We start from the raw sequence: 23349 nt of genomic DNA, 5'->3' as shown, positions 1-23349 counted from the left end.
GACGATGGCAGCAAAGACAATGATCGGTGTGATCGGTGGAAGCGGAGTCTATGAAATTGACGGGCTGGAAGGGGCGGAATGGGTCACGGTGGACAGCCCGTGGGGAACGCCTTCGGATCAAATTCTGACGGGCTCTCTGAATAGCGTCAGCATGGCGTTTCTGCCCCGGCACGGTCGCGGTCACATTCATTCACCCTCGACAGTTCCCTATCGCGCAAATATCGACGCATTGAAGCGCCTCGGCGTGACAGACATCGTCAGCGTGTCAGCTTGTGGCTCTTTCCGCGAGGAAATGGCGCCAGGTGATTTCGTGATTGTAGATCAGTTCATTGACCGCACCTTTGCCAGGGAGAAGTCCTTCTTTGGAACAGGCTTCGTTGCGCACGTCAGCGTGGCACATCCGACCTGCCCAAGATTGGGGGATGCCTGTGAGATGGCAGCAAAAGATGCCGGTGTCACTGTGCACAGAGGTGGTACCTATCTTGCCATGGAAGGGCCGCAGTTCTCTTCGCTGGCTGAGTCGAAGATGTATCGCGACGTTTGGAAATGTGATGTGATCGGCATGACGAACATGCCGGAAGCCAAGCTCGCCCGCGAAGCCGAGCTGTGTTACGCGAGTGTCGCGATGATAACCGACTACGATAGCTGGCATCCGGATCACGGCGAGGTCGATGTCGCCGAGATCATCGCCACGTTGATGGGTAACGCGGAGAAGGCGCGCTCTCTGGTATCGCGTCTTCCCGGACTTCTTGGCGCTAGGCGTGTACCCTGTCCGCATGGGTGTGATCGAGCTCTCGAATACGCGATCCTCACAGTGCCGGAAAAAAGGGATCCTGCAATGTTGGCAAAACTTGACGCGGTGGCCGGTCGGATTCTCCTCTAACAGCTGACCGGGCGTCGTTCGGCCTCCAATGCGATCAGCCGGTCAAGCATCTTTGCTGGGATGTCTCCAATGACCAGCGTTCGGCCAATAGTCAGGGCCGGAATTCCATAAATCCCCAAGGTCTCGGCGGCCTGTTTCGCCAGTTCCAAGCGGAATTCGATTTCAGGGCTTTCGATGTCGGCTCCCAGTCGGTCGAAATCAACGCCGCTTGCTTTCGAAAGCCGTCCCAAAAGCTGGGGTGCAAATCCGATTTCCCAGATTGCAGCACGAAACTCTCGCTCTCGTCCCTGCAACTCGGCGGCAATTATCGCTTTTGCTGCTAACAGTGAGTCGCTCCCCAGAAGCGGTAAGTGAAGCGTTGTTGGCTTGAGCTTGTCAGCGCGAGTTGCGAGTTTGGTCTCTAGGCTGCGGCAATTAGGGCAATTCACATCGGTGAAATAAGCGACCGGCAAGCTCTTCTGATGGTTTGGATATAGCACGTCGCAGAGTTCGGGCGGTGAAAGTGGCTCTGGCCGAGTTTCAGCTCCCATACCGAGAAAGACAGCTCCCGTGGCGCCGCCAGTCAAATTAGAAATTCCGCGGAAAGACAGCTGGCGCCAGCCTGGCAAACCCGGAATCTCGCTGAATTCCAATGCTCGCGGTCGACGGATCCAAAGTTGCCAGCCCCCGGCAACGATCCCTAGGCCTAGGGCTAGGCGCAACAGGTCGCGCCGTGATGTGCTCTTGCGTCCCAAGTGCCTTGCCTTCCCGGATAGCAGCCGATGATATGCCTGCGAGACAGAAATAGGGCTTGCCATGGAAAATCGGAATAAGACCGTCAGGGACTATATTCGAACCATCGTGGATTTTCCGCATGAAGGAATCATGTTCCGCGATGTTACTACGCTTTTCGCGGATGCTCGCGGTTTCCGCATTTGCATCGATCAGCTCCTTCACCCTTATGCAGGTGAGCGCATCGACAAGGTGGTCGGACTGGAAGCGCGAGGCTTCATCATCGGCGGCGCGATAGCGCACCAATTGTCCGTCGGATTCGTTCCGATCCGGAAGAAGGGAAAGTTGCCAGGCGCGACAATAAGCCAGGAATACAAACTGGAATACGGCGAGGCGATTATGGAGGTCCATGATGATGCCATCCAGCCAGGTGAAAAGGTTCTGGTGGTTGATGACCTTCTGGCGACAGGGGGAACCTGCGAGGCAGGCATCAAGCTGATCGAGCGGATGGGAGGCGACATCGTTGGCTGTGCTTTCATCGTTGATCTGCCGGAACTGGGCGGCCGCAAAAAGCTGGAAGCCCTGGGAATGGATGTTCATACGCTTTGCGAATTTGAGGGCGGCTGACGTTGCGATTTTTAACACAACTTTAGCAATCGGTTTGTATGCGGGGTCCATGGTCTGCGGATCATGTGTCCCTAACAAGTTTCGACGCCTCGCGGAACGGCGGGGCGTCGCGTTTTCAAACGGATTCCTTGTTATGTGCTTCGCTCGGGTGTATCTGACCGTTCATGACTCGTTTTTTCGACATGGATGACCGCGCTCGCCTGCCTTGGCGCTTTTTCGGCGCGACGATGACGGTGCTGGCACGACTTGCCTGACCGGCTATCCGCGCATGCATGCGCAATAAACTTCCATGTCAGTCAGGGATCCATGAAATGACAAAAGCCCGTACGCTCTACGATAAGATTTGGGATGAGCACGTAGCCTATGAAGCTGAAGACGGCACCTGCCATCTGTATATTGATCGCCACCTTGTCCACGAAGTGACCAGCCCGCAGGCCTTCGAAGGTCTGCGAATGACCGGACGTACGGTGCGCGCGCCCGACAAGACCATTGCCGTTCCGGACCACAACGTTCCCACGACTCCCGGACGGGAGAACCCCGCGAACATGACCGAAGACAGCGCCATCCAGGTCGCGGCGCTGGACAAGAACGCGAAGGACTTCGGCATCCACTACTACCCGGTGACCGATATCCGGCAGGGCATTGTGCACATAGTCGGTCCTGAGCAGGGATGGACGCTGCCGGGGATGACCGTCGTATGCGGCGATAGCCATACGGCGACGCACGGCGCATTCGGCGCACTCGCCCATGGGATCGGAACTTCTGAGGTCGAGCATGTTTTGGCTACTCAGACGCTGATCCAGAAGAAGTCCAAGAACATGAAGGTCGAGATCACAGGCAAGCTTCGCCCCGGTGTGACCGCCAAGGACATCACGCTTTCGGTGATCGGGGCCACCGGCACCGCGGGTGGCACTGGCTATGTCATCGAATACTGCGGCGAAGCCATTCGCGATCTGTCCATGGAAGGCCGGATGACGGTCTGCAACATGGCGATCGAAGGCGGCGCGCGTGCCGGTCTGATCGCTCCGGATGAAAAGACCTTCGAGTACGTCAAGGGCCGTCCTCATGCGCCCAAGGGTGCACAGTGGGAAGCGGCGATGGCTTGGTGGAAAACGCTCTATTCCGACGATGACGCTCATTGGGACAAGGTTGTCACGATCAAGGGCGAGGATATCGCGCCTGTTGTCACTTGGGGCACGAGCCCCGAGGATGTCTTGCCGATTACAGCCAATGTGCCTGCGCCCGAGGACTTCAAGGGTGGCAAAGTGGGGGCAGCGCAACGGTCTCTCGAGTATATGGGCCTGAAGCCCGGCCAGAAGCTGACCGATATCGCGATCGACACGGTCTTTATCGGCTCATGCACCAACGGCCGCATCGAAGACCTGCGCGCCGCTGCTGAGGTTGTCAAAGGCAAGAAAATTGCGGTGAAGCGCGCAATGGTCGTGCCCGGATCGGGACTTGTGCGCGCGCAGGCCGAGGAAGAGGGACTGGCAGATATCTTCCGAGACGCGGGCTTTGAATGGCGCCTTGCCGGTTGCTCTATGTGTCTCGCAATGAACCCCGACCAACTCGCACCGGAAGAACGCTGCGCTTCTACGTCGAACCGGAACTTCGAGGGACGCCAGGGTTACAAGGGGCGGACGCACTTGATGTCCCCGGCGATGGCGGCGGCTGCGGCTGTGACCGGTCGCCTGACTGATGTGCGGGAGATGATGTAATGGAAAAGTTCACAACACTCACTGGGGTCGCGGCTCCGATGCCGTTGGTCAACATCGATACCGACATGATCATCCCCAAGCAGTTTCTGAAGACCATCAAGCGCACCGGCTTGGGAGTGAATCTCTTCGACGAGATGCGCTACGATCGCGATGGCAACGAGATCGAAGATTTCATCCTGAACCAGCCAGCCTACCGCGAGGCCGAGATCCTTGTGGCAGGCGACAATTTTGGATGTGGTTCAAGCCGCGAGCATGCTCCCTGGGCTCTTCTGGACTTCGGTATTCGCTGCGTCATTTCGACAAGTTTCGCCGATATCTTTTACAACAACTGCTTCAAGAACGGCATATTGCCCGTCGTCCTTGCGCCTGAGCAGGTGGAAGTCCTCATGAAGGACGCCGAAAAGGGTTCGAATGCCCGGATAACGGTGGATCTCGACGCTCAGACCGTTACGTCCTCCGACGGGGATGTATTCTCGTTTGAGGTGGATGCTTTCAAGAAGCACTGCCTTCTGAATGGACTCGATGATATCGGCCTCACGTTGGAGAACGCCTCTTCGGCGATCGACGCCTTTGAAAGGAAATCAGCACAAGCGCGGCCTTGGGTCTGATTGAGGCCTGACACACAATATCTAGGGCCAATCCTCGGATTGGCCCTTTTTCGTTTCACATTTGATGCATTGTCGCACCAATCCCACCACGAAATCGCCCAGAAATTCATTCAGTTTTCAGAGGTTCTTGCTGGAGTGTCTGAAAGAAGGCAGAAATTGGGCAAAACTATGGCAAACCGTCGCTTAGGGCGGACAGAGGCAGATCAACGGCGTGCTATTGCGCGCCGTTCAAAGGGGCAGGTGCAGTGATATCGCGGCTAAGCGGCGCGGCCTTTCGCGCATTCCTCGTCGTTATAATGATCGTGACGCCATCCATGCTTTTGCCTGGAACGTCTTCGGATGCTGCCCAGATTGTAATGTTGGTCGCAATCTTCGCAGCAGCCTTGACGTTCTTCGAGTATGCATCCTCATACCCCGGCCTTGTCGAGTTTCGCGATGCTCCACCGTTCAACCGTATCCGCTTCGGGTCGCTTTTACTTACGGTGGTATGCCTCTCGCTGATGCTTCAGGGTAGCATGGCTCCCACGGCTTTGTCGGCGTTTGTGGGAAAAATTGGCTCGGTTGTCGGGCAAGTGATCGATTTTCCATATTCCCCTGTGCGCCTTGTCGTTCTGATGCTGCCATCAGAAGCGCCGATTTCTCACATCCGACTTGTGCGCGACACGGCCGGAATCGCCTATTTCATCTCACTGTTTACGCTGGCGCTATTCGTGGTTTTGCAGCGTGTGCAGCGCTGGCCAACGCGGGCCGGCACTTTCAATGTCTGGGTCAACCTGCCCACGTTCGATCCTACCGCTGGCGGCGATGTCGTCGAACGGTTGGAACGGGACGCGCGATTTAACATCGCTTTAGGGTTTCTTCTGCCATTCCTGACACCTGCGGTGATCAAGTCAGCAACGTCTCTTTTCGGCGCGGTCACACTTGAAAACCCGCACACCTTGATCTGGACGGTGGCAGCTTGGGCGTTTCTTCCGGCATCTCTCTTCATGCGTGGCATCGCAATGGCTCGTATCGCGGCACTCATCACCGAGAAGCGAAAGCTGTCGTCTCAAGACGAAGGAAATGGTGGGCTTCTGCCGGTCTGATCTTCTCGGTTATTTCGGGTGCGCCGGGATGTGCCGAAGAGACACTGAGAATTGCGTTCTTCCACACCGAGTTATCGCGCGACGGCCCCGGGCTTCTTTTGCGGGACAGTTTGACGGATCAGGATCCACAAATTCTGGCGTTCTCTAGGGTGGTTCATGAGGCCAACCCCGATGTTCTTGTGTTGGCAGGAATTGATTGGGACTTGAAAGGTCATGCGCTGGCGGCATTGGCTGATCGGATCGGAGAGTACCCGTACCGCTTTAGCGCGCGACCAAACCGAGGGATCGATAGCGGGTTGGATCTGAACGGCAACGGTCGCTGGGGTGAGCCCGACGATGCCTTTGGTTTTGGCGAGTTTGGTGGGCAGGAGGGGCTGGCTGTTCTCTCGCGGCTACCTTTCGATCGCGAAGGCTGGCGCGATTTTTCGCTTCTGGACTGGCGCAATCTGCCCGAAGCACTGCTGTTGCCCGGTGAAGGCCCGGCGGGGCGTCTGAGCACAACGGCTCATTGGGACTTGCCGGTGATTTTGCCAGACGGCGAATTGCTCAATCTTCTGATGTGGCACGCTACGCCGCCTGTTTTCGATGGGCCGGAAGATCGTAACGGAAGGCGAAATCACGACGAAACCGCATTCTGGCTGAGCTATTTGAACGGTGCCTTTGGAAGACCGCCCCGGCTGTTCATTCTGCTGGGCGCTGCAAACCTTGATCCCGAGGATAGCGGCGGGCGACCCGAGGCTCTGATAGCTCTTCTTTCGGATCCGCGTATCACAGATGTTGCGCCCAGGAGCGAAGGTTCTGTCGCGACCAGTGTCCGGGACGCCGGCGCAAACGTGTTCCAAGCCGGCGATCACTCGCTGGATACAGTGGATTGGCCAGATGATCCCGGGCAGCCTGGAAATCTTCGCGTTGATTATATCCTGCCTTCATCAAACCTTGCGGTTACTGCGGCAGGCGTGTTCTGGCCCGAACCGGGTGCGCCGATAACAAGTGATGTCGAGCGGGCGTCCCGGCATCGGCTGGTCTGGGTGGACATCCTTTTGGGAACCGAGTGAAGGTGGAAGCCGATTTACTGATGTATTCTAGATGTTCTCGAAACCGGCGCTCTCTAGCCGATCGGGATTTCGGGGTGCCAAGGCAAAGATGTCTCCCCGCACATAGTCGCTGGAGAGGGAGCCGTTCCCCAATAATGGCGAAACCGTAGGTTTCGATGCTCAAGTGACCTTCAGTTGCGGACTTCAAGCTTCTCACAGGGTGACTTCGGCTTTCTGCCGCGCCGTCTTCTTGACGCTCCGGAAGCCGCAGGGTAGGGCGCAACCAACCAGATTGCGGAGACTCATCACATGACCAACCCCTCGCTTCTCATTCTTCCCGGCGACGGCATCGGCCCCGAGGTAATGGCCGAAGTTCGCAAGATTATCGATTGGTTCGGTGCAAGACGCGGTCTCGCTTTCGATGTCAGCGAAGACCTCGTTGGTGGAGCAGCTTACGATGCGCATGGCACTCCACTGACTGATGAAACGATGGCGAAGGCGCAGGAAGTCGATGCCGTGCTTTTGGGTGCGGTCGGTGGTCCGAAATACGATACCCTGGACTTCAGCGTGAAGCCCGAGCGTGGTTTGCTGCGCCTCCGCAAGGAAATGGATCTTTATGCAAACCTGCGTCCTGCGCAATGTTTCGACGCGCTGGCCGAGTTCTCCTCCCTGAAGCCCGATGTTGTCAGTGGACTGGACATCATGATCGTTCGCGAATTGACCAGCGGAGTCTACTTTGGCGAGCCTCGTGGAATCATCAGGGAAGGCAATGAGCGGGTTGGCATCAACACGCAACGCTACACCGAAAGCGAGATTGCCCGCGTCGCACGTTCGGCATTCGAACTGGCACGGAAGAGGTCGAACAAGTTGTGTTCGATGGAAAAGGCCAACGTGATGGAGTCGGGCGTTCTTTGGCGCGATGTCGTGACGGAAGTTCACGCTGCCGAGTATCCGGATGTGAAATTGAGCCACATGTACGCAGATGCGGGCGCCATGCAATTGACCCGCTGGCCCAAGCAATTCGACGTAATCGTCACCGATAACCTGTTTGGCGATCTGCTGTCGGACCTGGCTGCGATGCTGACTGGTTCATTGGGCATGCTGCCATCTGCAAGTCTGGGCGCCCCCATGGCAAACGGCCGCCCCAAAGCGCTCTATGAGCCGGTGCATGGCTCTGCTCCCGATATCGCGGGAACAGGAAAGGCCAACCCCATCGCCTGTATTCTCAGCTTTGCGATGGCGCTCCGCTACAGCTTTGACAAGGGCGATGAGGCGACGCGCCTGGAAGAGGCCGTGAACGCAGTGCTGGCAGATGGGCTTCGGACCGCCGACCTTCTGGGCCAGGACGGTGTGGAACCAGTCTCGACCAGCCAAATGGGCGACGCGATCGTGGCCAAGCTGGACGCCAGTCTCTGAGGCAGTTCGCGGGTTGACAGCAGGTGCAGCGCGGCGTTTTGTTGCGCCGCGCTTCCAGTCCGCTCGCAAATGCATATTGAACGATCAAATCTTTCCGGCGTTCTCTTTTCGCTGACAAGCTTCGCCGTATTTGCGAGCCATGATGCCGTCATCAAGCATCTGGGCGGCACGTATATGCCGTTTCAGATTCTATTCTTCAGCGTGCTTCTTGGTTTTCCGTTGGTGACCTTGATGCTGATGCGGGACCGGCAGGCAAGCACGTTACTTCCCGTTCACCCCTGGTGGGTTGCCGCCCGCACCGGTGCGGGCGTAGTGACGGGCGCAGCCGCTTTTTATTCCTTCACTGTGCTTCCCTTGGCTCAGGTCTATGCGTTTTTATTTGCTGCACCCCTTCTGATCACCGTCCTGTCCATTCCGATTCTTGGTGAACGCGTCGGCATTCATCGCTGGAGCGCAGTCGTGCTTGGACTCATCGGCGTTCTGATCGTTCTGCGGCCTGGCACAACGGAGATTTCTTTGGGTCACATCGCGGCGATTGTAGCGGCGACAGGTAGCGCACTTGTTTCGGTCATCACTCGCAAGATCGGGAACGACGAGAGAACCGCGGTGCTGATGCTGTATCCGATGATGGCGAATTTCGTCCTGATGGGGGCAGCAATGCCTTTTGTTTACAAGCCCATGCCCGTTGAACATTTTGGCTTGCTGGCAGTGATGTCAGCGCTGGGCTTCATGGGGGGCGCATTGATGATTGCGGCCTACCGCCGGGGCGATGCGGCTATCGTGGCACCAATGCAGTATTCGCAGATTCTCTGGGCAGCCTTGTTCGGGTTTTTCCTTTTCGACGAGTTTCCCGACCTCTTCACCTGGGTTGGCGCGACAATTATCATTCTTTCCGGAATCTACGTTGTATTGAGGGAAACGCTCTCCGGGCGGTCCGAGAACCGTCCGGTAACGCGCGCAAGATCGCGATCGGAGACGCCAGCGACACCCAGCATTGCGGCCATGCTGCGAGCTAGGTCCGACCGTGTGCTTCCCGGACATGAAGCCCTTGCAAAACACCGCGAAGCCAAGTAATCCGCGCGGACGGTCGGAGTGTAGCTCAGCCTGGTAGAGCACTGTCTTCGGGAGGCAGGGGTCGGAGGTTCGAATCCTCTCACTCCGACCAATAATCAAATTGCAATGGATCGGGGTCTGCGTAACGTCGGCAAGGCGTCGGCAAAACGTATGGCAAGTTGTCGGGCACAGCCCGTCCCATAGCCGATGACCGCGCAATTCGAGCAAACCGCCGCCGTGAGTTCAGGCGATACGCGTCTTTACGCGATCCACTCGCTGACGGGTGCTTTGGCTTCGTTGAGCGGCTGGCTGATGATGTCGACCAGCGAGGGGCCGGGATGGTCGATGGCTGCCTTGAGCGCGGCGTTCAGATCATCGGGGTTCGTCACCTTCCAGGCCTTCACGCCAAAAGCCTCGGCGACCGCAGCATGGTCGGTCCGGTCGAAGTCCACCGAGAAATACCGGCCGCCGAACGCCGTCTTCTGGCCCGCCTTGATCCAGCCGTACACCGAGTTCGAGAAGACAATGAACGTGATCGGCAGGCCAAGGCGCGCCACGGTCTCGAGTTCGCCGCAGGTAAAGCCGAAGCTGCCGTCGCCCATCAACGAGACGACCTTTCGGCCCGGCGCGCCCACCGCAGCGCCCACCGACGCGGACATTGCATAACCGAGTGCGCCATGCGCACGGTTGGACCAGAGCGAGCGGCCCGTCGTCCGAAGCTCGTAAAAAGCAGAGATGTAGGGACAGGGTGTACCCGGATCTCCGACGACAATCGCATCATCATCCAGCAGACGGCGAAGCGTGGCAATCGTGCGCTCCGGCCGGATCGGGGCATCGTCGCTGTTGGCGAGATGATCGAAGGCCGCCCATTTCCGCGACTTCGGGTCTTCTATCGCCTTTGCGCCGCCAAAGGTCTTGCGGTCGGCTCTTCCTGCGAGTTCTGTCTCTATGGCCTGAAGCGCGAGGCGGGCATCCGAGACGACGCCGACTTCGGTGCGATAGGAGGCGCCGATCACTTCCGGGTCACTGTCGATGTGGACGATCCGGGTGCCCTTGGCTGGATAGCGCCAGAGTTCCGTGGTGACGGAACCGGCCCTGCAGCCGATGAAAACGACGAGGTCGGCCGCCTGCACGATTTCCCGCGTCTCCGGTAAGCCGCCGTTCGATCCGACGACGCCGATGCAGTTCGGGTGCGTCTCAGGGATGGTGCCCTGACCGGAAATCGTCGTGGCGACCGCAATATCGAGAGTTTCCACGAGGGATCGGAAGTCGGCTTCGCCGCGAGACAGGATCACACCGCCACCGACAATGATCACGGGGAACCTTGCGGACAGAATGGCGTCGACCGCTGCCGCGATGACCTCCGGGTCGGGACCGGCGGGGTAGGCGGGAAATGTCTGGTGCTTTGGATCCGCCCAGATCGTATCCGGGTCGGCCTGACCGCGCTGGACATCGATGGGAAGGCCCAGATGCGCCGATCCGGGTCGACCGGTTGTCATCTTCCGGAACGCTGTGCGAACCGTGTCCGGAATCGCGTCGGCATGCTGGATGACGGCGTTGAACTTGGTCAGAGGGCGCATCAGCCCTTCCTGATCAAGCTCGGTTAGCGGGTAGTGGCCTTTGGAGCGGGTGCCGACATCCGACGTGATGGCAAGGACCGGGATCGAGCTTTCGTTTGCCTCGACCAGACCCGGGAGGATGTAGGTTGCGCCGCCGCCCGAGGGCCCTTCGCAAATACCAGGCCTGCCGGTGACGCGGGCGTACCCATCGGCCATGTAAGCCGCCGAGCGTTCGTCACGGGTGAGGATGTGGTCGATGTTGTGATCAAGCTGATAGAGCGCATCATAAAAGGGAAGCGATGTGTCGCCGCAAAGGCCGAAGATATGGCGGACGCCGTGGGCCTCGAGCATGCGGACCATCGCCTCTGCGCCAGTCATCGTGTTGCGTGTATTGCCAGCCGTCATCGCTCGATCTCCCTTATCCTGCCGGACCTTAGGCGCCCTTCCGCCCAAGGCGCAAGCGCCTAGCATTTTCGGTCTATGGTTCATCGCCGTTCCCCGCCGATCTCTATGACTGATCGCGCGGCCGGTTTCGCTGCCGGGCGCAGGCACGGCGCGGAACAGCCGGCAGAATTGACCTGGCGGCTGGCACATTTACCACGACCGTGATCCCACGGGACACGGTCGTGGCCTTGTTGTGTCTGGCAGGGTGAACGCTGCTTAAGTGTGTTGGCGTTCCGCGATGAAGTTGCGGATATCGACGGTTTCCTTCGCGTCCATCGATACATAGACCAGCGACATGTTCGTCCGTTCCTGGACCATCGATCCGGGGTAGGGAAGATGACTGAGTTCACGCGACCCGAAGGAAGGTGAGGCGGTTCCGACCTGCCAGTCGGTTTTCAGTTCGACATCCACCAGCTTCAGCGCTGTCTCGCCGCCTTTGCCCGGTTTCTCGAAGGGTACGCCTGCGAGACGAAGGTAGGCCGTTTTGTCGGCGGCATGGACGAAGCCGTCGATGAACTGCGTGGCGAGCACCTGCAATTCAGCGGCTTCATCTTCGGGCTTGAGATGGCTGTGCAGGTGATCCGGGTCGTGGCTGTGGTTGTGATCGTGCGGGTGGTGATGGTGGTGGCCGATGTGGCCGTTCACGATGTCATGTGGCATTGGACCACCTCTTTCCCTCGAATTCGCCATGCGGGATCGTGACGGGCTTGTCGATATGGGCCTTGTGCTTGCCGAGATTGCCCGAGGCCACGAGTGAACCGAGGACATCGACGATCACTCGTGTGCCCATCAGGGCGGTGATGTCGGAGGTGTCGTAAGGCGGAGAAACCTCGACCAGTTCCATTCCGCAGATACCTTCGGCGGCGACCTTGGACGCCAGGGCCAGGGCCTCGCGCGGCAGGAAGCCACCCGGCTCGGGCCAGCCAGTGCCGGGGACGAACCCGCAATCGATGCTGTCGATGTCGAAGGACATATAGACCATGTCCACGCCGTCCCAGGCCATCTCCAGCGCCATCTCGGCGGTCTTGTCGATGCCCATGCGTTCCATGTCGGACATGGTAATGATGTTGGTTTCACGCTCGCGCGCCACCTTCACCGCCTCGCGCGGGACCTGCCAGCCGCCGATACCGACCTGAACGAGGTTCTTCGCGGGGACGTTCGGCAGGTTCGTCGAATGGAACCAGGGCGTCGTGTGCATCCGCTCGTCGAGATCCTTTTCCTGGATGTCCGCGTGGCGGTCGAAATGGACGATACCGATCTTCTTCGATGTACACTCGGCGATCCCGCGCACGCAAGGAAAGCCGATGGAATGGTCGCCGCCGATCATGATCGGCAGGGAGCCGGAACTGAACACATGGGAGACCGCGCGGCTGATCTGGTCGAAGCTTTTCTCGATGTTGGCGGGGATCGTGAAGACGTCGCCGGCGTCGCAAAGCGTCATCTGCTCGCGCAGATCGACGCCCATCTCGTAGTTGTAGGGCGTGTAGAGCGCGCTGATCTTGCGCACGCCCTGCGGTCCGAACCGCGTGCCGGGACGGTAGGTGGTACCGCCGTCGAACGGGATGCCGAGAACGGTGGCGTCATAGTCCTTTACCTCGGTCACGTCCTCGGCATAGGGCGCTTTCAGGAAGGTGTTGATGCCGGCGTAATGGGGCAGTTCTCCGCGTGCGAAGGTGGGGATCGACTTGTCTTCGATCGAGTCCGCGCCGGTCAGGCCCATGCGCAGCGCCCAGCGGCGCTCCTCATCCCAGCGTCCCTCGGGCAGATCGGCTTCGGCCCTCATCGCGCGCCAGCCCTGCAGCTTGGTGAGGTCGGGGTGGTGATTGCGGCGTTCATCGCGCAGCTGATCTTTCGGGTGGTGCGACCGCGTGCGGTCAGGTGGGGCGAAGAACATGCGTTTCCTCCATGATACGCTGGAACGGGATGCCGCCGTCGCGGGCATCGAAATCGTAGGTGATGGTGGCGCCATAGGCGTTGGGGTCCGTGGGATCCCAACGCGGCTTGTCGAAGACCAGGACGCGGTCGCCAAGCTTGAAGCCTTCGGCCAGATCGTGGGTAACCATGAAGACCGTCATGCCGGTCTCGGCGCGCAACTCTGACAGGAAGTCGTGCATTGCCAGCCGGGTGCCCGGGTCAAGTGCGCCGAAGGGCTCGTCCAGAAGCAGGATTCGTGGCTTTGCGGTTAGAGCCTGCCCGATGGCCAGCCGCTGCTGCATGCCGCCCGACAGTGTTGCCGGATACTGATCGGCCACGTGGTCGAGGCCGATGCGGGCAAGCGTTTGGTCGGCGCGTTGGCGCGCCTCGCGCTTTTCTGCCCCGCCAAAGCCACCCCAGCGGGTGCGGAAACTTTCACCGGCCACGATGTTTTCGCGCACGGTCATGTGGGGAAAGACCGAGTAACGCTGGAAGACGACGCCCCGATCCAGGCCCGGCTCTTGCGCGGGTTCGGCGCCGGCGACGCGAATCTCGCCTTTGGTCGGACGTTCCTGTGCCAGAAGAAGCCGCAGGAATGTGGACTTTCCGCATCCCGATGCGCCGACGATCGAGATGAACTCGCCTTCCTGGACGGTGACATTCACACGCTCCAGAATTGGGCGGTTCCCGTAGGACTGGAATATATTCTCGGCGGTGACGAAGCTCACAGGCTTGCCTCCGTCCAGGGGAACAGGCGACGCGACAGCCAGCGGAGCGCCAGGTCCATCAGGAAGGCCAGAAGCGTGATCCAGAGCACATAGGTCAGGATCACGTCCATCGCGAGGAAGCGTCGGACAAGGAAGATGCGATAGCCAAGCCCCTGTTCGGCGGCAATGGCCTCGGCCGCGATAAGGAACAGCCAGGCGGGTCCGAGCGAGAGGCGTATCGCCTGGATCAGTCGGGGCAGAAGTTGCGGCAGGGCGACGCGCAGGGCGATCACGGGGGAGGAGGCGCCGAGGGTCTCGGCCTTTACGATCATCTCGCGCGGGATTTCCATCACCCGAGCCGAAAGGTCCCGAATTAGGAAAGGCAGGATGCCGACCACGATAAGCACGACCTTCGAGGTCTCTCCCAGTCCGAAGACGATGAAGAGGATCGGCAGAACCGCCAGCGGCGGGATCATCGAGACAACCGCCACGAATCCGGCGAGCGTTGCGCGGACATGGGGCAGCAGCCCGATCAGGAGACCGATCACCGTGGCCAGTGCGGCCGAGATCCCGACACCCAGCGCAAGCCGCATCAGACTGGCGGCCGTGTCGTGCCAGAGCAGTATCTTCTCCGACCGTCGGTCTGGTTCGGTGAACAATCGCTCTGCCGTGGCGGCGATGGTCGAGGGGGCGGGCAGGAGTTTGTCCTGCGGGTTCGCCGCAAGCCGGATTTCCGAGCCGATCGCATAGGCCAGAAAGACCGCCAGGAAGGGCAGGGCGACAAGCGCCGCCCGCACCACGGCGCTTGGATGCCGGTTGATCAGCCGCATGGAGCCGCCCCCTCGGGATGCAGGATCAGAGCGCGCCGTCTGCGGCCATCTGCATGTAGGTCGTATCGAAGCGGAACTTCACGTTGTTCGGGTCGCCCGTCGTCGAGCCGTCGGGATAGGCCACACCTACGAAGTCGGCCGATGGTGCGCCTTCGCCCAGAATGCCTTTGTCGAACAGGAATTCGGCCACATTCACCATGGTCGCCGGCAATTCGGCACCTTCGGTGAAGTCGACCGCATCCGCGGGAGCATAGAACATCTCGGTCGAGGCAAGTTGCGCCTTGTAGCCGTCGAGATCGGTTCCGGACGCAATGGCCATCGCCGTCAGTACTTCCTCGTCACCGGCGGCCATGAGCCCCATAACCTCGTACCATGCACCCACCAGCGCCTTGCCGAAATCGGGGTTCGCTTCGAGCGTTTCGGTGTTTACCACCATCAGATCGATGATCTCGCCGGGAATGTTGGAGCTGTCGAAAAGCTTGTTGGCGCTGGGGTCTTCCAGGATGGTCGAGACCAGCGGGTTCCAGGTCACGACGGCCTCGACGTCATCGGTCGCGAAGGCGGCGATCATGTCGGCATCCGATGTATTGATGACGCTGGCAAGATCGCTTTCCTTCAGTCCGACGCTGTCGAGCGCGCGGGCCAGCAGGTAGTGCGACACCGACAGCTCGACCAAGTTCACCGGCTTGCCAGCCAGATCCGCCAGCGCCCCGTCGCCCTTAAGGATGACGGCGTCATTGCCGTTCGAGAAGTCGCCGACGATCAAGGCGGTTGTGTCGACGCCGCCACCCGAGGGGATGGACAGGGTGTCCATGTTCGTGGCCGAAACGCCGTCGAATGCGCCTGCGGTGTACTGGTTAATGGATTCGACGTAGTCGTTGATCTGCACGATCTCGACGTCGATGCCGTATTTGTCGGCCCATTTGTCCATGATGCCCGACTCTTCCAGATAGCCCCAGGGCATCCAGCCGACATAGATCGACCATGCGACACGGAACTCGGTCTTTTCCTGTGCGAGGGCAGGGGCCGCTACGCCGATTGAAAGCGCGGCCACACCTGCGGCGAGGTGACGAAGAACTTGCATGGGATTACCCCCTTGTGCGGCGTTCCGCCTTGCCGGGAATATGGGGGGCCGAGGCGGAACTGGAGAGGTCGGCCGTATCCCCAAATGCAGTGCTCTCCCGGGATTTTTTCCCGCCGTGTACCGAATGGAATTTGCCAGTTCGGCGACGTCTCTCGGACCAGACCCTCAGGGAGGAGGAAGGAGGCGGAACCCTAGACGCCCTGCTGAACTTCAGCATGCGCCCGGGGCCTTTTAGGACACAGAACTTCGCCCGATCTGGATGCGTCATCCAGCTTCATTGATCGAATATTGTGCGAAACCAACTGCCGATGATGAATTTTAAAGCATTTCCTTTGCTGCGCGCCCTGCTCCAAGAGAGGATGCAGCATGGAACTGCCTGTCGCCTCTCAGTGGTGCGGAGTGGAATCGGTCGATGACCGGATCCTCTGCTTCACCGAACCTCATGTGCATCCGATCTTCTCGGCCAACACTTTCATGGTGCAGGAACGCGTCAACGGCCTGTTTCGCCGCTGGCTTGAAGGTTTCATTCCAGAGGGAGTGACATTGAGTTGGGCCAGCCCTTGCTGATTATTCCTTTTGGCGCGTGGCGTTGTCTCGCCGGATGGCAGCCATTGTGGCGGGCGGTCCAGCCAGCTCGAAGACAACCGTGCTTGCGATCGTCAGTGCCATGATCGTGTCGGACCAGTGCGGCAGGGCATCCCCTGCAACAAGCGCCATGCCGACGGCCACACCGGCCTGCGGCAACAGGGCGGGGCCGTAGAGCCGCCCCTGCGACGCCGGAACGGAGGCGATCTTTGCGCCCACCAGACCGCCCAGGATTCGGGCGACGATCCGCAAGATCATGTAAAGACCGCCGACCCATCCAATCGCTTTCAGGGCGTCGATTTCCAGCGAAGCCCCAGCCAGAAGGAAGAACAGGATCATGAATGGCCACTGAAGATGCTCGATCTCGTGAAAGGCACGATCGTGATGGCGCGCAAGATTCGCGATGACCGCGCCCGCCGTCATCGCGGTGATCAGGAAAGACACTTCGAACCAAAGTGCCAGTCCCGATGACAGGAATACGAGACCGATCGCCTCTGCCTGAAGCGGCTCGCCCGGGCTGATCCGGCCGGTAAGGTAGGCGGCGGGAATGCCGATCAGCAGGCCAAGTACGACCGCGCCACCCAGATCGGCAAATGCGCCCGTCGCCACGCTGGCCCAGCCGTCGTTGTGACCAGCGAGAACGAGCATGACGCTGAAACCGATCAGGCCCCAGGCATCGTCGATAGCGACGATGCCCTTCAGCGTATCGGTAAACCCATTGCTGACGCCGGATTGACGAATGACGTCTGTCATCGCAGCAGGCGCCGTTGCCGTTGCGATGGCTGCAAGGATCAGCGCCAGCCCGGGCGCGACGCCCACCAGGTAAAGGCCGATGGAGACGATAACGATCGTGGACGAGGCGACGGCCAGCGAGATCGCGAGTATCGCTCGCCCATGTCTGGCAAGATTTTCCCAGGTAAGAGAACTGCCCAGCAGAAATGCGACCATTGTAAGGGCCACGATCGACAGGATATCGAACCAGCCGTTCATTTCTTCGGGCAGCAACTTCAGACCGGATTGGCCGGTGATGAGGCCCAGCACCAAGAGCATGGTTACACGCGGCAGTCGTGTGACGCTGCCGATTTGGTCGGCGGCCAGTCCAAAGAGGAACAGAACACCGAGCGTGATGAGGAGGGTCGACAGTTCCATGGGGAGAAGAATCATACGCGACTGCCTCACGTTCCTTGATCGGAATCATATACGTCGAGGATTATCGCGCCGCTCCAGCTCTTGACCTTCCTGTAGCCGGAACCTTTATGGTGTGGTTAGGAGGGTCTGAAATGAACATCGGAGATGTGGCAGAAGCCAGCGGCTTGCCGGCAAAAACCATTCGCTATTACGAGGACATCGGCCTCGTTCGCCCCGCGAGAAGCGACAACGGGTATCGGAGCTTCAGGGACTCTGATGTCCACAAGCTGATCTTTCTCAGTCGTGCACGCTCGCTCGGCTTCACCATCGATGACTGCCGCACGTTGCTATCGCTCTACGAGGACAGGGCGCGTGCGAGTGCCGACGTCAAGGCCTTGGCACAGGAACATCTGGCGGAGATCGAGAAAAAGATCGCCGAGTTGCAGAGCCTTCGTGCCACCCTGAGCCGGCTGGTTTCCAGTTGCTACGGTGATGACAGGCCGGACTGCCCCATACTGGATGGGCTGGCAGGCGATACAGACTGAGCCGGAACTTTAGCTGGGTGACATTCCCCGCAGCCGTTCGGAGCGCCGCCGCAGGAGTTCGACTGTGGTCAGCAGGGCGATGGAAATCGCCACCAGAATTGTCGCCACGGCCAAGATCGTCGGGCTGATCTGTTCCCGCAGACCGGTGAACATTTGCCACGGCAGGGTCTTCTGTCCGGCCGACCCGACAAACAGCACGACGACCACCTCGTCGAACGAAGTGATGAAGGCAAAAAGTCCGCCCGAGATCACCCCCGGCAGGATCAGCGGCATCTGGATGCGGAAGAAGGTCGTCACCGGGTTTGCACCCATGTTCGCCGCCGCGCGTGTCAGCGACCGGTCGAAGCCGACCAGCGTGGCCGTCACCGTGATGATCACGAAGGGGATGCCCAGTGCCGCATGCGCCAGCACGACCCCGAAATACGTGCCCTGCAACCCGATGCGGGAGTAGAAGAAGTACATGCCCGCAGCCGAGATGATGAGGGGCACGATCATCGGCGAAATCAGGACCGCCATGATGGCACGCCGGAACGGCACGTGAGACTGAGACAGTCCGATCGCGGCAAGCGTGCCGAAACTGACGGACAGCAACGTGGCCGCAGGTGCGATTGTGACGGAGTTCCACAGTGCCTTCTGCCAGTCGGAGTTGGTCAGGAAATCACGGTAGTGCTTGAGCGAATAACCCTCCGGATCGAGTCGCAGCATTTCGGGCGTGAAGGTGAAGAAATCCTCGGCATTGAACGAAAGGGGCATGACGACGATGATCGGGGTGATCAGGAAGACAAAGATCGCTCCGCAGATTACGCGGAAACCATAGTGCCAGAGGACCTGCCTTGGAGTCAGGTACGGCACCAGCTTGGCGCGGTAGCGGCCTTCGTAGAGCCACCAGATGAACCAGCCGAAGAACCACCCGAAGGCGGCACCAATGATGCCGGCGGAAATCCCTCCGATCAAAAACCCGGCAACCGCGAACAGGGCGATGAGCCCCCAGCGTGTCGCCGGTTCGTTCTTGATCACCTGCGTTGCGACAAAAGCCAGCGCGCCAAGTATCGCCGCTCCGAGGATCACGCCCATGATGCCGGAGCCCTGAGCTGTTCCGACGAACAGCCCGGCGATTGCACCGGCAATTGCGGTCCCGGTGACATAGACACTGGCGGGTTTGCGCGAAATGGGTGTCAGTGCGACCATGGCTCAGCCCCCCAGCTTGACGTTGTCGATGCCGACGATCTTGTCATAGGCCCAGTACAGCCCGAGGACGACGACCAGAAGGATCGTTCCAAGCGCTGCCGCCAGTCCCCAGTTCAGAGATGACGAGATATGGTAGGCGATCCGGTTCGAGATGAAGACACCCGTGGTGCCGCCGACGATCTCGGGCGTAATGTAGTAGCCGATCGACAGGATGAAGACGAGGATCGAGCCGGCGCCAATGCCCGGAACGGACTGCGGGAAGTAGACCCGCCAGAACGCGGTCCAGTCCTTTGCCCCGAGTGATTTTGCAGCGCGCATGTAGCTTGGCGGGATCGTCTGCATCACCGAGTAAAGCGGCAGGATCATGAACGGCAGAAGGATATGCGTCATCGCCACGATGGTGCCGAACTGGTTGTTGATCATGACCAGTCGCGCATCGTCGGCCACCAGCCCCAGCCAGACCAGCACGTCGTTTATGACGCCCTGCTGCTGCAACATCACCTTCCACGCCGAAGTCCGAACCAGAAGCGAAGTCCAGAAGGGTAGGAGAACGAGGATCATCAGCAGGTTCGCTGTTCGCGTCGGCAGGTTCGCCAGTATCCAGGCAACCGGATACCCGAGGAGAATACAGCTGAAGGTAATCACGAGCGACATGAACAGCGTGCGCCCGAAAAGCTTCATGTAGATCTGCTCGTTATCGGGCCGCGCCTGGACGCCTTCATAGGACTTCTCGAGGTCAACCGCGTTCAGGAAGTAGCCCGGCGTGTAGGACGGGGAGTAGAGCTTTATGGTGCGCCAGACATCCAGATCGGCCCAGTCCTTCTCGATCGCGAGGAACCCGTCCTTGAAGCCGACGGTATCAAACCCGGGTGCTGCGGCCGCTGCGGCGGCCAGTTCCGTGGCGCCCGGTCCGTTGTAGCCCGAGACATCCGCTCCGCCTTTAAGGTCGGCGTGCAGGGCCAGATAGACCATCGACCAGGGGTCTTCCTTGTAGAGCTTGTCCTGTTCTTCCACCTGGACGAATTGCGCAAACGCCTGGTACGCCTCGGAGGTCTTCGGCAGCGTGTCCGCAATTCCGTCGCGCATTTCGAAGCGCGGTTGTTCGGTCCCGGACTTGGTGTCCCAGTCCTTTGCCGCGGCGACCCAGCTGTCCGAGCCCATCAGCTCGGCCCAGTTCTCGCCCTTCTTCCAGAAGCCATCCAGGTCTTCGAACTGGTCCTGATAGACCTCTCCGATATCGTCGAGACCGCGACCGGATTTGCGGAACAGCGACGAAACGCCCGTCAGTTCATAGTTAAGTCGTGTGCCAAGCCGGGTGTGCAGTTTTCTTTCGGCAGCAATGAAAAGATCATAGTAGGCCGCCTCGTAGACATCCTCGCCCGGCGGCTCGTCTCCGGCTTCGTCCCAGTTCTGGAGGGCCACAACGGTGCGGGGCATCGTCTCTGATACGATCTGGTTCTCGACAGACCTGAACAGCATGTCGACGATCGGAGCGATAAAGGTCACCAGCACGAAGATCAGCAATGGTGCAATCAACATGAGCGCGCGCATCTTCTGCATGCGTAATGCGCGGTTCAGGCTTTTCTTCAGAGGTGTTCCGTCCGCGGCCAATACCGGTCCGGTCGAACCGTTTCCCTGATTGCCTGCGTTTGTGCTTGCGACGTCGCTCATACGGTCCCTCCACCGGATCGGCTGACTTTGTCTGTGCCTAGCGCGTCTGCTTGACCCAGCGTGCACAGCCGTATTCTTGTTTGGCTCGGGGCAGAAATATCTGCCCCGAACCTTTTTTCATCAGATGCTTACTGCGCCAGCCAGGCCTGGAACTTCGCGTCGATATCGTCGCGGTAGTCGGCCCAGAACTCGAAGTTGTATAGTAGGGTGTTCTTGGCGTTCTCCGGATCGGTGGGCATGTGTGGCGCCATATCGATCCCCAACTCTTCATGTTTGCCGACGAGCGGTGCCGAAGAGGCGCGTGCCGGACCGTACGAGATGTACTTGGCCTGATCCGCCAGACGCTGCGTGTCGGTCCCGAAGTAGACAAAGTCCAGAACGCGCTCGAGGCGCTCTTCCGAGAGGCCTTCGGGAATGATCCAGCCATCCAGATCGAAGACCTGCATATCCCAGAGCATGCCAACGGGTTGGTTCTGCTCTTCGATCACGCTGAAGAGACGACCGTTGTAGGTCGAGCCCATGACGATTTCGCCATCGGCCAGAAGCTGCGGCGTGTCGGCGCCGGCTGACCACCAGATGACCTCGTCCTTGATCGTGCCCAGCTTGGCCAGAGCACGCTCCTGTCCCTCCTCGGTGGCAAGAACGTCATAGATGTCGTCCTTGGCGACGCCATCGCAGTACAGCGCCCATTCCACGTTGTTGATCGGACGCTTCTCCAGCGCGCGCTTGCCCGGATAGGCTTCGAGGTCGAAGACTGCGCAGATGTCCGTCGGCGGGGTGTCACCGACCATGTCGGTGCGATAGCCAAATGTGGTCGAGTAGACGATCTGCGGGATAAAGCAATCGGACACCAGAAGATCGCCGAAATCGTCCTCGGCCGATGTTCCGTCTGGGGCCGGAGCCAGGTGCTCGTCCGGGTCGATCTCCATCGCGAGACCTTCGTCGCAGAGCCGCATGGCATCTGCAGCAACGACGTCGACGAGATCCCAGGTGATGTTGCCGGCCTCGTTCATCGCACGCAGTTTGGCGACGGCTTCGGCGGAGCTTTCGTCCCATACGACGCTGACGCCGGGATTACTGGCGATGTAAGGTTCGACATACGCGTTCAGCTGCGATTTCTGATACGCGCCTCCCCAGGAAACGAAGGTCATTTCCTGGGCGGTTGCAGCCCCGGCTACAGCGGTGAGTGCGCTAGCAGCAAGCAGTTTTGCAGTTAGTTTCATGTAGTACTCCCATTTTCTCCCGTCTTCGCTCTCTCTTGGTTCGGCTGCGGGATATACCGTTCCACTATGAAATCGCCCGGGATGACCGCACGATCGTTTCTCACCCGCACCGGCGCCTAAGCGTCCAGTGCGCGGCAATCTTCGGGCAGCCAGCCAATCTCGACCTCGCTGCCAGGTGTCAGTCTGACGGTATCGGGCGCGTTCCGTGTCTTAACGATGAAGTCGTCGCGCCCGGCGACCTTCAGACGTGTCCGGAAAATGTCGCCCATGTAGATGAACTCCACCACTTCCGCCTTCAGAGTATGGGCATCCTGATGCAGACGCGCCTTGTTCGTCTCGACCCTTTCGGGGCGGATCGAAACCTTTGTTTTCTCTCCTGGCTGGCTGACATTTATGGGTTTGGCGTCGATTTCCTCGCCGCTGTCGAGAGTGACCACACAGCGGTCCCCGTCTACGGATTTGACGACACCGTCCAGCGTGTTGTTCTCGCCGATGAATTGCGCGACGAAGGAGTTCTGGGGCGCTTCATAAAGTTCGTCAGGGGGGGCAATCTGCTGGATGCGCCCGTCATCGAACACGGCCACCCTGTCGGACATGGTCAGGGCTTCGGTCTGATCGTGGGTCACGTAGACGGTCGTAATGCCCAGATTGTGCGCCAGGCGCGTGATCTCGAACTGCATGTGTTCGCGCAACTGCTTGTCCAGAGCACCAAGGGGTTCGTCCATCAGAACAAGCTCGGGCTCGAAAACCAGAGCGCGTGCCAGTGCAATCCGCTGTTGCTGGCCACCCGATAGTTGAGCGGGCCGGCGTCCGCCGAAGGCACCCATCTGCACCATGTCCAGCGCGCGCTTGACCTTCTCTTCCCGCGCAGCCTTGCCCATCTTTCGGACTTCCAGCGGAAAGCTGAGGTTCTCCGCCACGGTCATGTGGGGGAAAAGCGCGTAGTTCTGAAAAACCATGCCAATTCCCCGCTTGTGCGGGGGGATGTTGTTGATCGGTTGCCCGTCCAGCAGGATTTCCCCATGCGTGGCGGTCTCGAAGCCAGCCAGCATCATGAGGCAGGTGGTTTTTCCCGACCCCGAGGGTCCAAGCATCGTGAGAAATTCGCCCTTGGGCATCGCCAAGTTCAGGTCTTTGACGACCAGCGTTTCTCCATCGTAACTCTTCTGCACACGTTGAAATTCGACGAAATTTGCTTCGTTCGACATATCCGGTCCAGACCCCCTGTCTGTGTTCTTGGTCGACGTTTGGAACGCCGTTTGTTTGGGCAGTAAACATGCCGGCCTGCGTGACTTCAACACCCAGTAACCGACTTGAGGTCAATCATTTGATTTTT

22 protein-coding genes, 1 tRNA gene and 1 riboswitch are annotated in these 23349 nt (G+C 59.5%); of the genes, 11 read left to right on the top strand and 12 right to left on the bottom strand.

Annotated elements, in window-relative coordinates; translation table 11 throughout:
* Positions 1–4: 4 nt before the first annotated feature.
* Entirely contained in the window at positions 5–883 is an 879-nt protein-coding gene (locus ACKLNI_RS12585; protein WP_413719425.1) for an S-methyl-5'-thioadenosine phosphorylase, read from the top strand.
* Here the strand turns inward: ACKLNI_RS12585 and ACKLNI_RS12580 are convergent.
* Positions 880–1515: a DsbA family protein gene (locus ACKLNI_RS12580; protein WP_413719424.1), complete on the bottom strand. Its 636-nt coding sequence runs from the start codon at positions 1513–1515 to the stop codon at positions 880–882. The two genes, ACKLNI_RS12585 and ACKLNI_RS12580, sit on opposite strands and share 4 nt — an antisense overlap.
* A gap of 163 nt (positions 1516–1678) precedes the next feature.
* On the opposite strand from ACKLNI_RS12580, the gene ACKLNI_RS12575 reads away from it, so the two are divergent.
* From ACKLNI_RS12575 to ACKLNI_RS12540, 8 genes are all read left to right on the top strand, one after another.
* Positions 1679–2221 carry an adenine phosphoribosyltransferase gene (locus ACKLNI_RS12575; protein WP_413719423.1) on the top strand — a complete coding sequence of 181 codons (543 nt, stop codon included), beginning with the start codon at positions 1679–1681 and terminating at the stop codon, positions 2219–2221.
* A 311-nt stretch (positions 2222–2532) separates the two neighbouring features.
* Positions 2533–3939: a 3-isopropylmalate dehydratase large subunit gene (gene leuC, locus ACKLNI_RS12570; RefSeq protein WP_413719422.1), complete on the top strand. Its 1407-nt coding sequence runs from the start codon at positions 2533–2535 to the stop codon at positions 3937–3939.
* Positions 3939–4547, top strand: a complete 609-nt coding sequence (gene leuD, locus ACKLNI_RS12565; protein ID WP_413719421.1) for a 3-isopropylmalate dehydratase small subunit — start codon at positions 3939–3941, stop codon at positions 4545–4547. The genes leuC and leuD overlap by 1 nt, the downstream gene beginning before the upstream one ends.
* A gap of 356 nt (positions 4548–4903) precedes the next feature.
* Positions 4904–5632 carry a hypothetical protein gene (locus tag ACKLNI_RS12560; protein WP_413719420.1) on the top strand — a complete coding sequence of 243 codons (729 nt, stop codon included), beginning with the start codon at positions 4904–4906 and terminating at the stop codon, positions 5630–5632.
* Positions 5633–5730: 98 nt separating this feature from the next.
* A complete protein-coding gene (locus ACKLNI_RS12555) occupies positions 5731–6687 on the top strand; it encodes an endonuclease/exonuclease/phosphatase family protein (protein WP_413719419.1) in 957 nt (318 codons plus the stop codon).
* A 288-nt stretch (positions 6688–6975) separates the two neighbouring features.
* A complete protein-coding gene (gene leuB / locus ACKLNI_RS12550) occupies positions 6976–8082 on the top strand; it encodes a 3-isopropylmalate dehydrogenase (protein ID WP_413719418.1) in 1107 nt (368 codons plus the stop codon).
* Positions 8083–8151: 69 nt separating this feature from the next.
* On the top strand, positions 8152–9156 hold the full coding sequence (locus tag ACKLNI_RS12545) for a DMT family transporter (protein ID WP_413719417.1): 1005 nt from the start codon (positions 8152–8154) through the stop codon (positions 9154–9156).
* 14 nt (positions 9157–9170) lie between these two features.
* Positions 9171–9247, top strand: a tRNA-Pro gene (locus ACKLNI_RS12540).
* 148 nt (positions 9248–9395) lie between these two features.
* On the opposite strand, the gene ACKLNI_RS12535 is transcribed toward ACKLNI_RS12540, so the two are convergent.
* The 6 genes from ACKLNI_RS12535 to ACKLNI_RS12510 form a co-directional block, all read right to left on the bottom strand.
* The gene (locus tag ACKLNI_RS12535; RefSeq protein WP_413719416.1) at positions 9396–11099 is read right to left on the bottom strand and encodes a thiamine pyrophosphate-binding protein; all 1704 of its coding nucleotides are present in this window, start codon (positions 11097–11099) and stop codon (positions 9396–9398) included.
* 255 nt (positions 11100–11354) lie between these two features.
* The gene (locus tag ACKLNI_RS12530; RefSeq protein WP_413719415.1) at positions 11355–11798 is read right to left on the bottom strand and encodes a hypothetical protein; all 444 of its coding nucleotides are present in this window, start codon (positions 11796–11798) and stop codon (positions 11355–11357) included.
* Entirely contained in the window at positions 11788–13032 is a 1245-nt protein-coding gene (locus tag ACKLNI_RS12525) for an agmatinase family protein (protein ID WP_413719414.1), read from the bottom strand. The genes ACKLNI_RS12530 and ACKLNI_RS12525 overlap by 11 nt, the downstream gene beginning before the upstream one ends.
* Positions 13013–13780, bottom strand: a complete 768-nt coding sequence (locus tag ACKLNI_RS12520; protein WP_413719413.1) for an ATP-binding cassette domain-containing protein — start codon at positions 13778–13780, stop codon at positions 13013–13015. The genes ACKLNI_RS12525 and ACKLNI_RS12520 overlap by 20 nt, the downstream gene beginning before the upstream one ends.
* Complete coding sequence (locus ACKLNI_RS12515) at positions 13777–14589, bottom strand: ABC transporter permease (RefSeq protein WP_413719412.1); 813 nt, start codon at positions 14587–14589, stop codon at positions 13777–13779. The genes ACKLNI_RS12520 and ACKLNI_RS12515 overlap by 4 nt, the downstream gene beginning before the upstream one ends.
* A 25-nt stretch (positions 14590–14614) precedes the next feature.
* A complete protein-coding gene (locus ACKLNI_RS12510) occupies positions 14615–15673 on the bottom strand; it encodes a putative urea ABC transporter substrate-binding protein (protein WP_413719411.1) in 1059 nt (352 codons plus the stop codon).
* A gap of 92 nt (positions 15674–15765) precedes the next feature.
* Positions 15766–15879: riboswitch (guanidine-I (ykkC/yxkD leader) on the bottom strand.
* Between the two features lie 160 nt (positions 15880–16039).
* Here ACKLNI_RS12510 and ACKLNI_RS12505 point away from each other — a divergent pair.
* Complete coding sequence (locus ACKLNI_RS12505) at positions 16040–16240, top strand: hypothetical protein (protein WP_413719410.1); 201 nt, start codon at positions 16040–16042, stop codon at positions 16238–16240.
* On the opposite strand, the gene ACKLNI_RS12500 is transcribed toward ACKLNI_RS12505, so the two are convergent.
* On the bottom strand, positions 16241–17407 hold the full coding sequence (locus ACKLNI_RS12500; RefSeq protein WP_413719409.1) for a cation:proton antiporter: 1167 nt from the start codon (positions 17405–17407) through the stop codon (positions 16241–16243).
* Positions 17408–17538: 131 nt separating this feature from the next.
* Here ACKLNI_RS12500 and cueR point away from each other — a divergent pair, with 131 nt between their 5' ends.
* A complete protein-coding gene (gene cueR / locus ACKLNI_RS12495; RefSeq protein WP_413719408.1) occupies positions 17539–17931 on the top strand; it encodes a Cu(I)-responsive transcriptional regulator in 393 nt (130 codons plus the stop codon).
* A gap of 9 nt (positions 17932–17940) precedes the next feature.
* On the opposite strand, the gene ACKLNI_RS12490 is transcribed toward cueR, so the two are convergent.
* The 4 genes from ACKLNI_RS12490 to ACKLNI_RS12475 form a co-directional block, all read right to left on the bottom strand.
* Positions 17941–19119: an ABC transporter permease gene (locus ACKLNI_RS12490; RefSeq protein ID WP_413719407.1), complete on the bottom strand. Its 1179-nt coding sequence runs from the start codon at positions 19117–19119 to the stop codon at positions 17941–17943.
* A 3-nt stretch (positions 19120–19122) separates the two neighbouring features.
* On the bottom strand, positions 19123–20790 hold the full coding sequence (locus ACKLNI_RS12485; protein ID WP_413719406.1) for an ABC transporter permease: 1668 nt from the start codon (positions 20788–20790) through the stop codon (positions 19123–19125).
* A 128-nt stretch (positions 20791–20918) separates the two neighbouring features.
* Complete coding sequence (locus ACKLNI_RS12480; protein WP_413719405.1) at positions 20919–22013, bottom strand: extracellular solute-binding protein; 1095 nt, start codon at positions 22011–22013, stop codon at positions 20919–20921.
* Between the two features lie 116 nt (positions 22014–22129).
* On the bottom strand, positions 22130–23221 hold the full coding sequence (locus ACKLNI_RS12475; protein WP_413719404.1) for an ABC transporter ATP-binding protein: 1092 nt from the start codon (positions 23219–23221) through the stop codon (positions 22130–22132).
* Between the last annotated feature and the right edge of the window lie 128 nt (positions 23222–23349).

The organism is Silicimonas lutimaris (genome assembly GCF_047314965.1).
Lineage (GTDB): Bacteria > Pseudomonadota > Alphaproteobacteria > Rhodobacterales > Rhodobacteraceae > JAVJUV01.
This window is presented reverse-complemented; position numbering and strand designations above follow the sequence as displayed.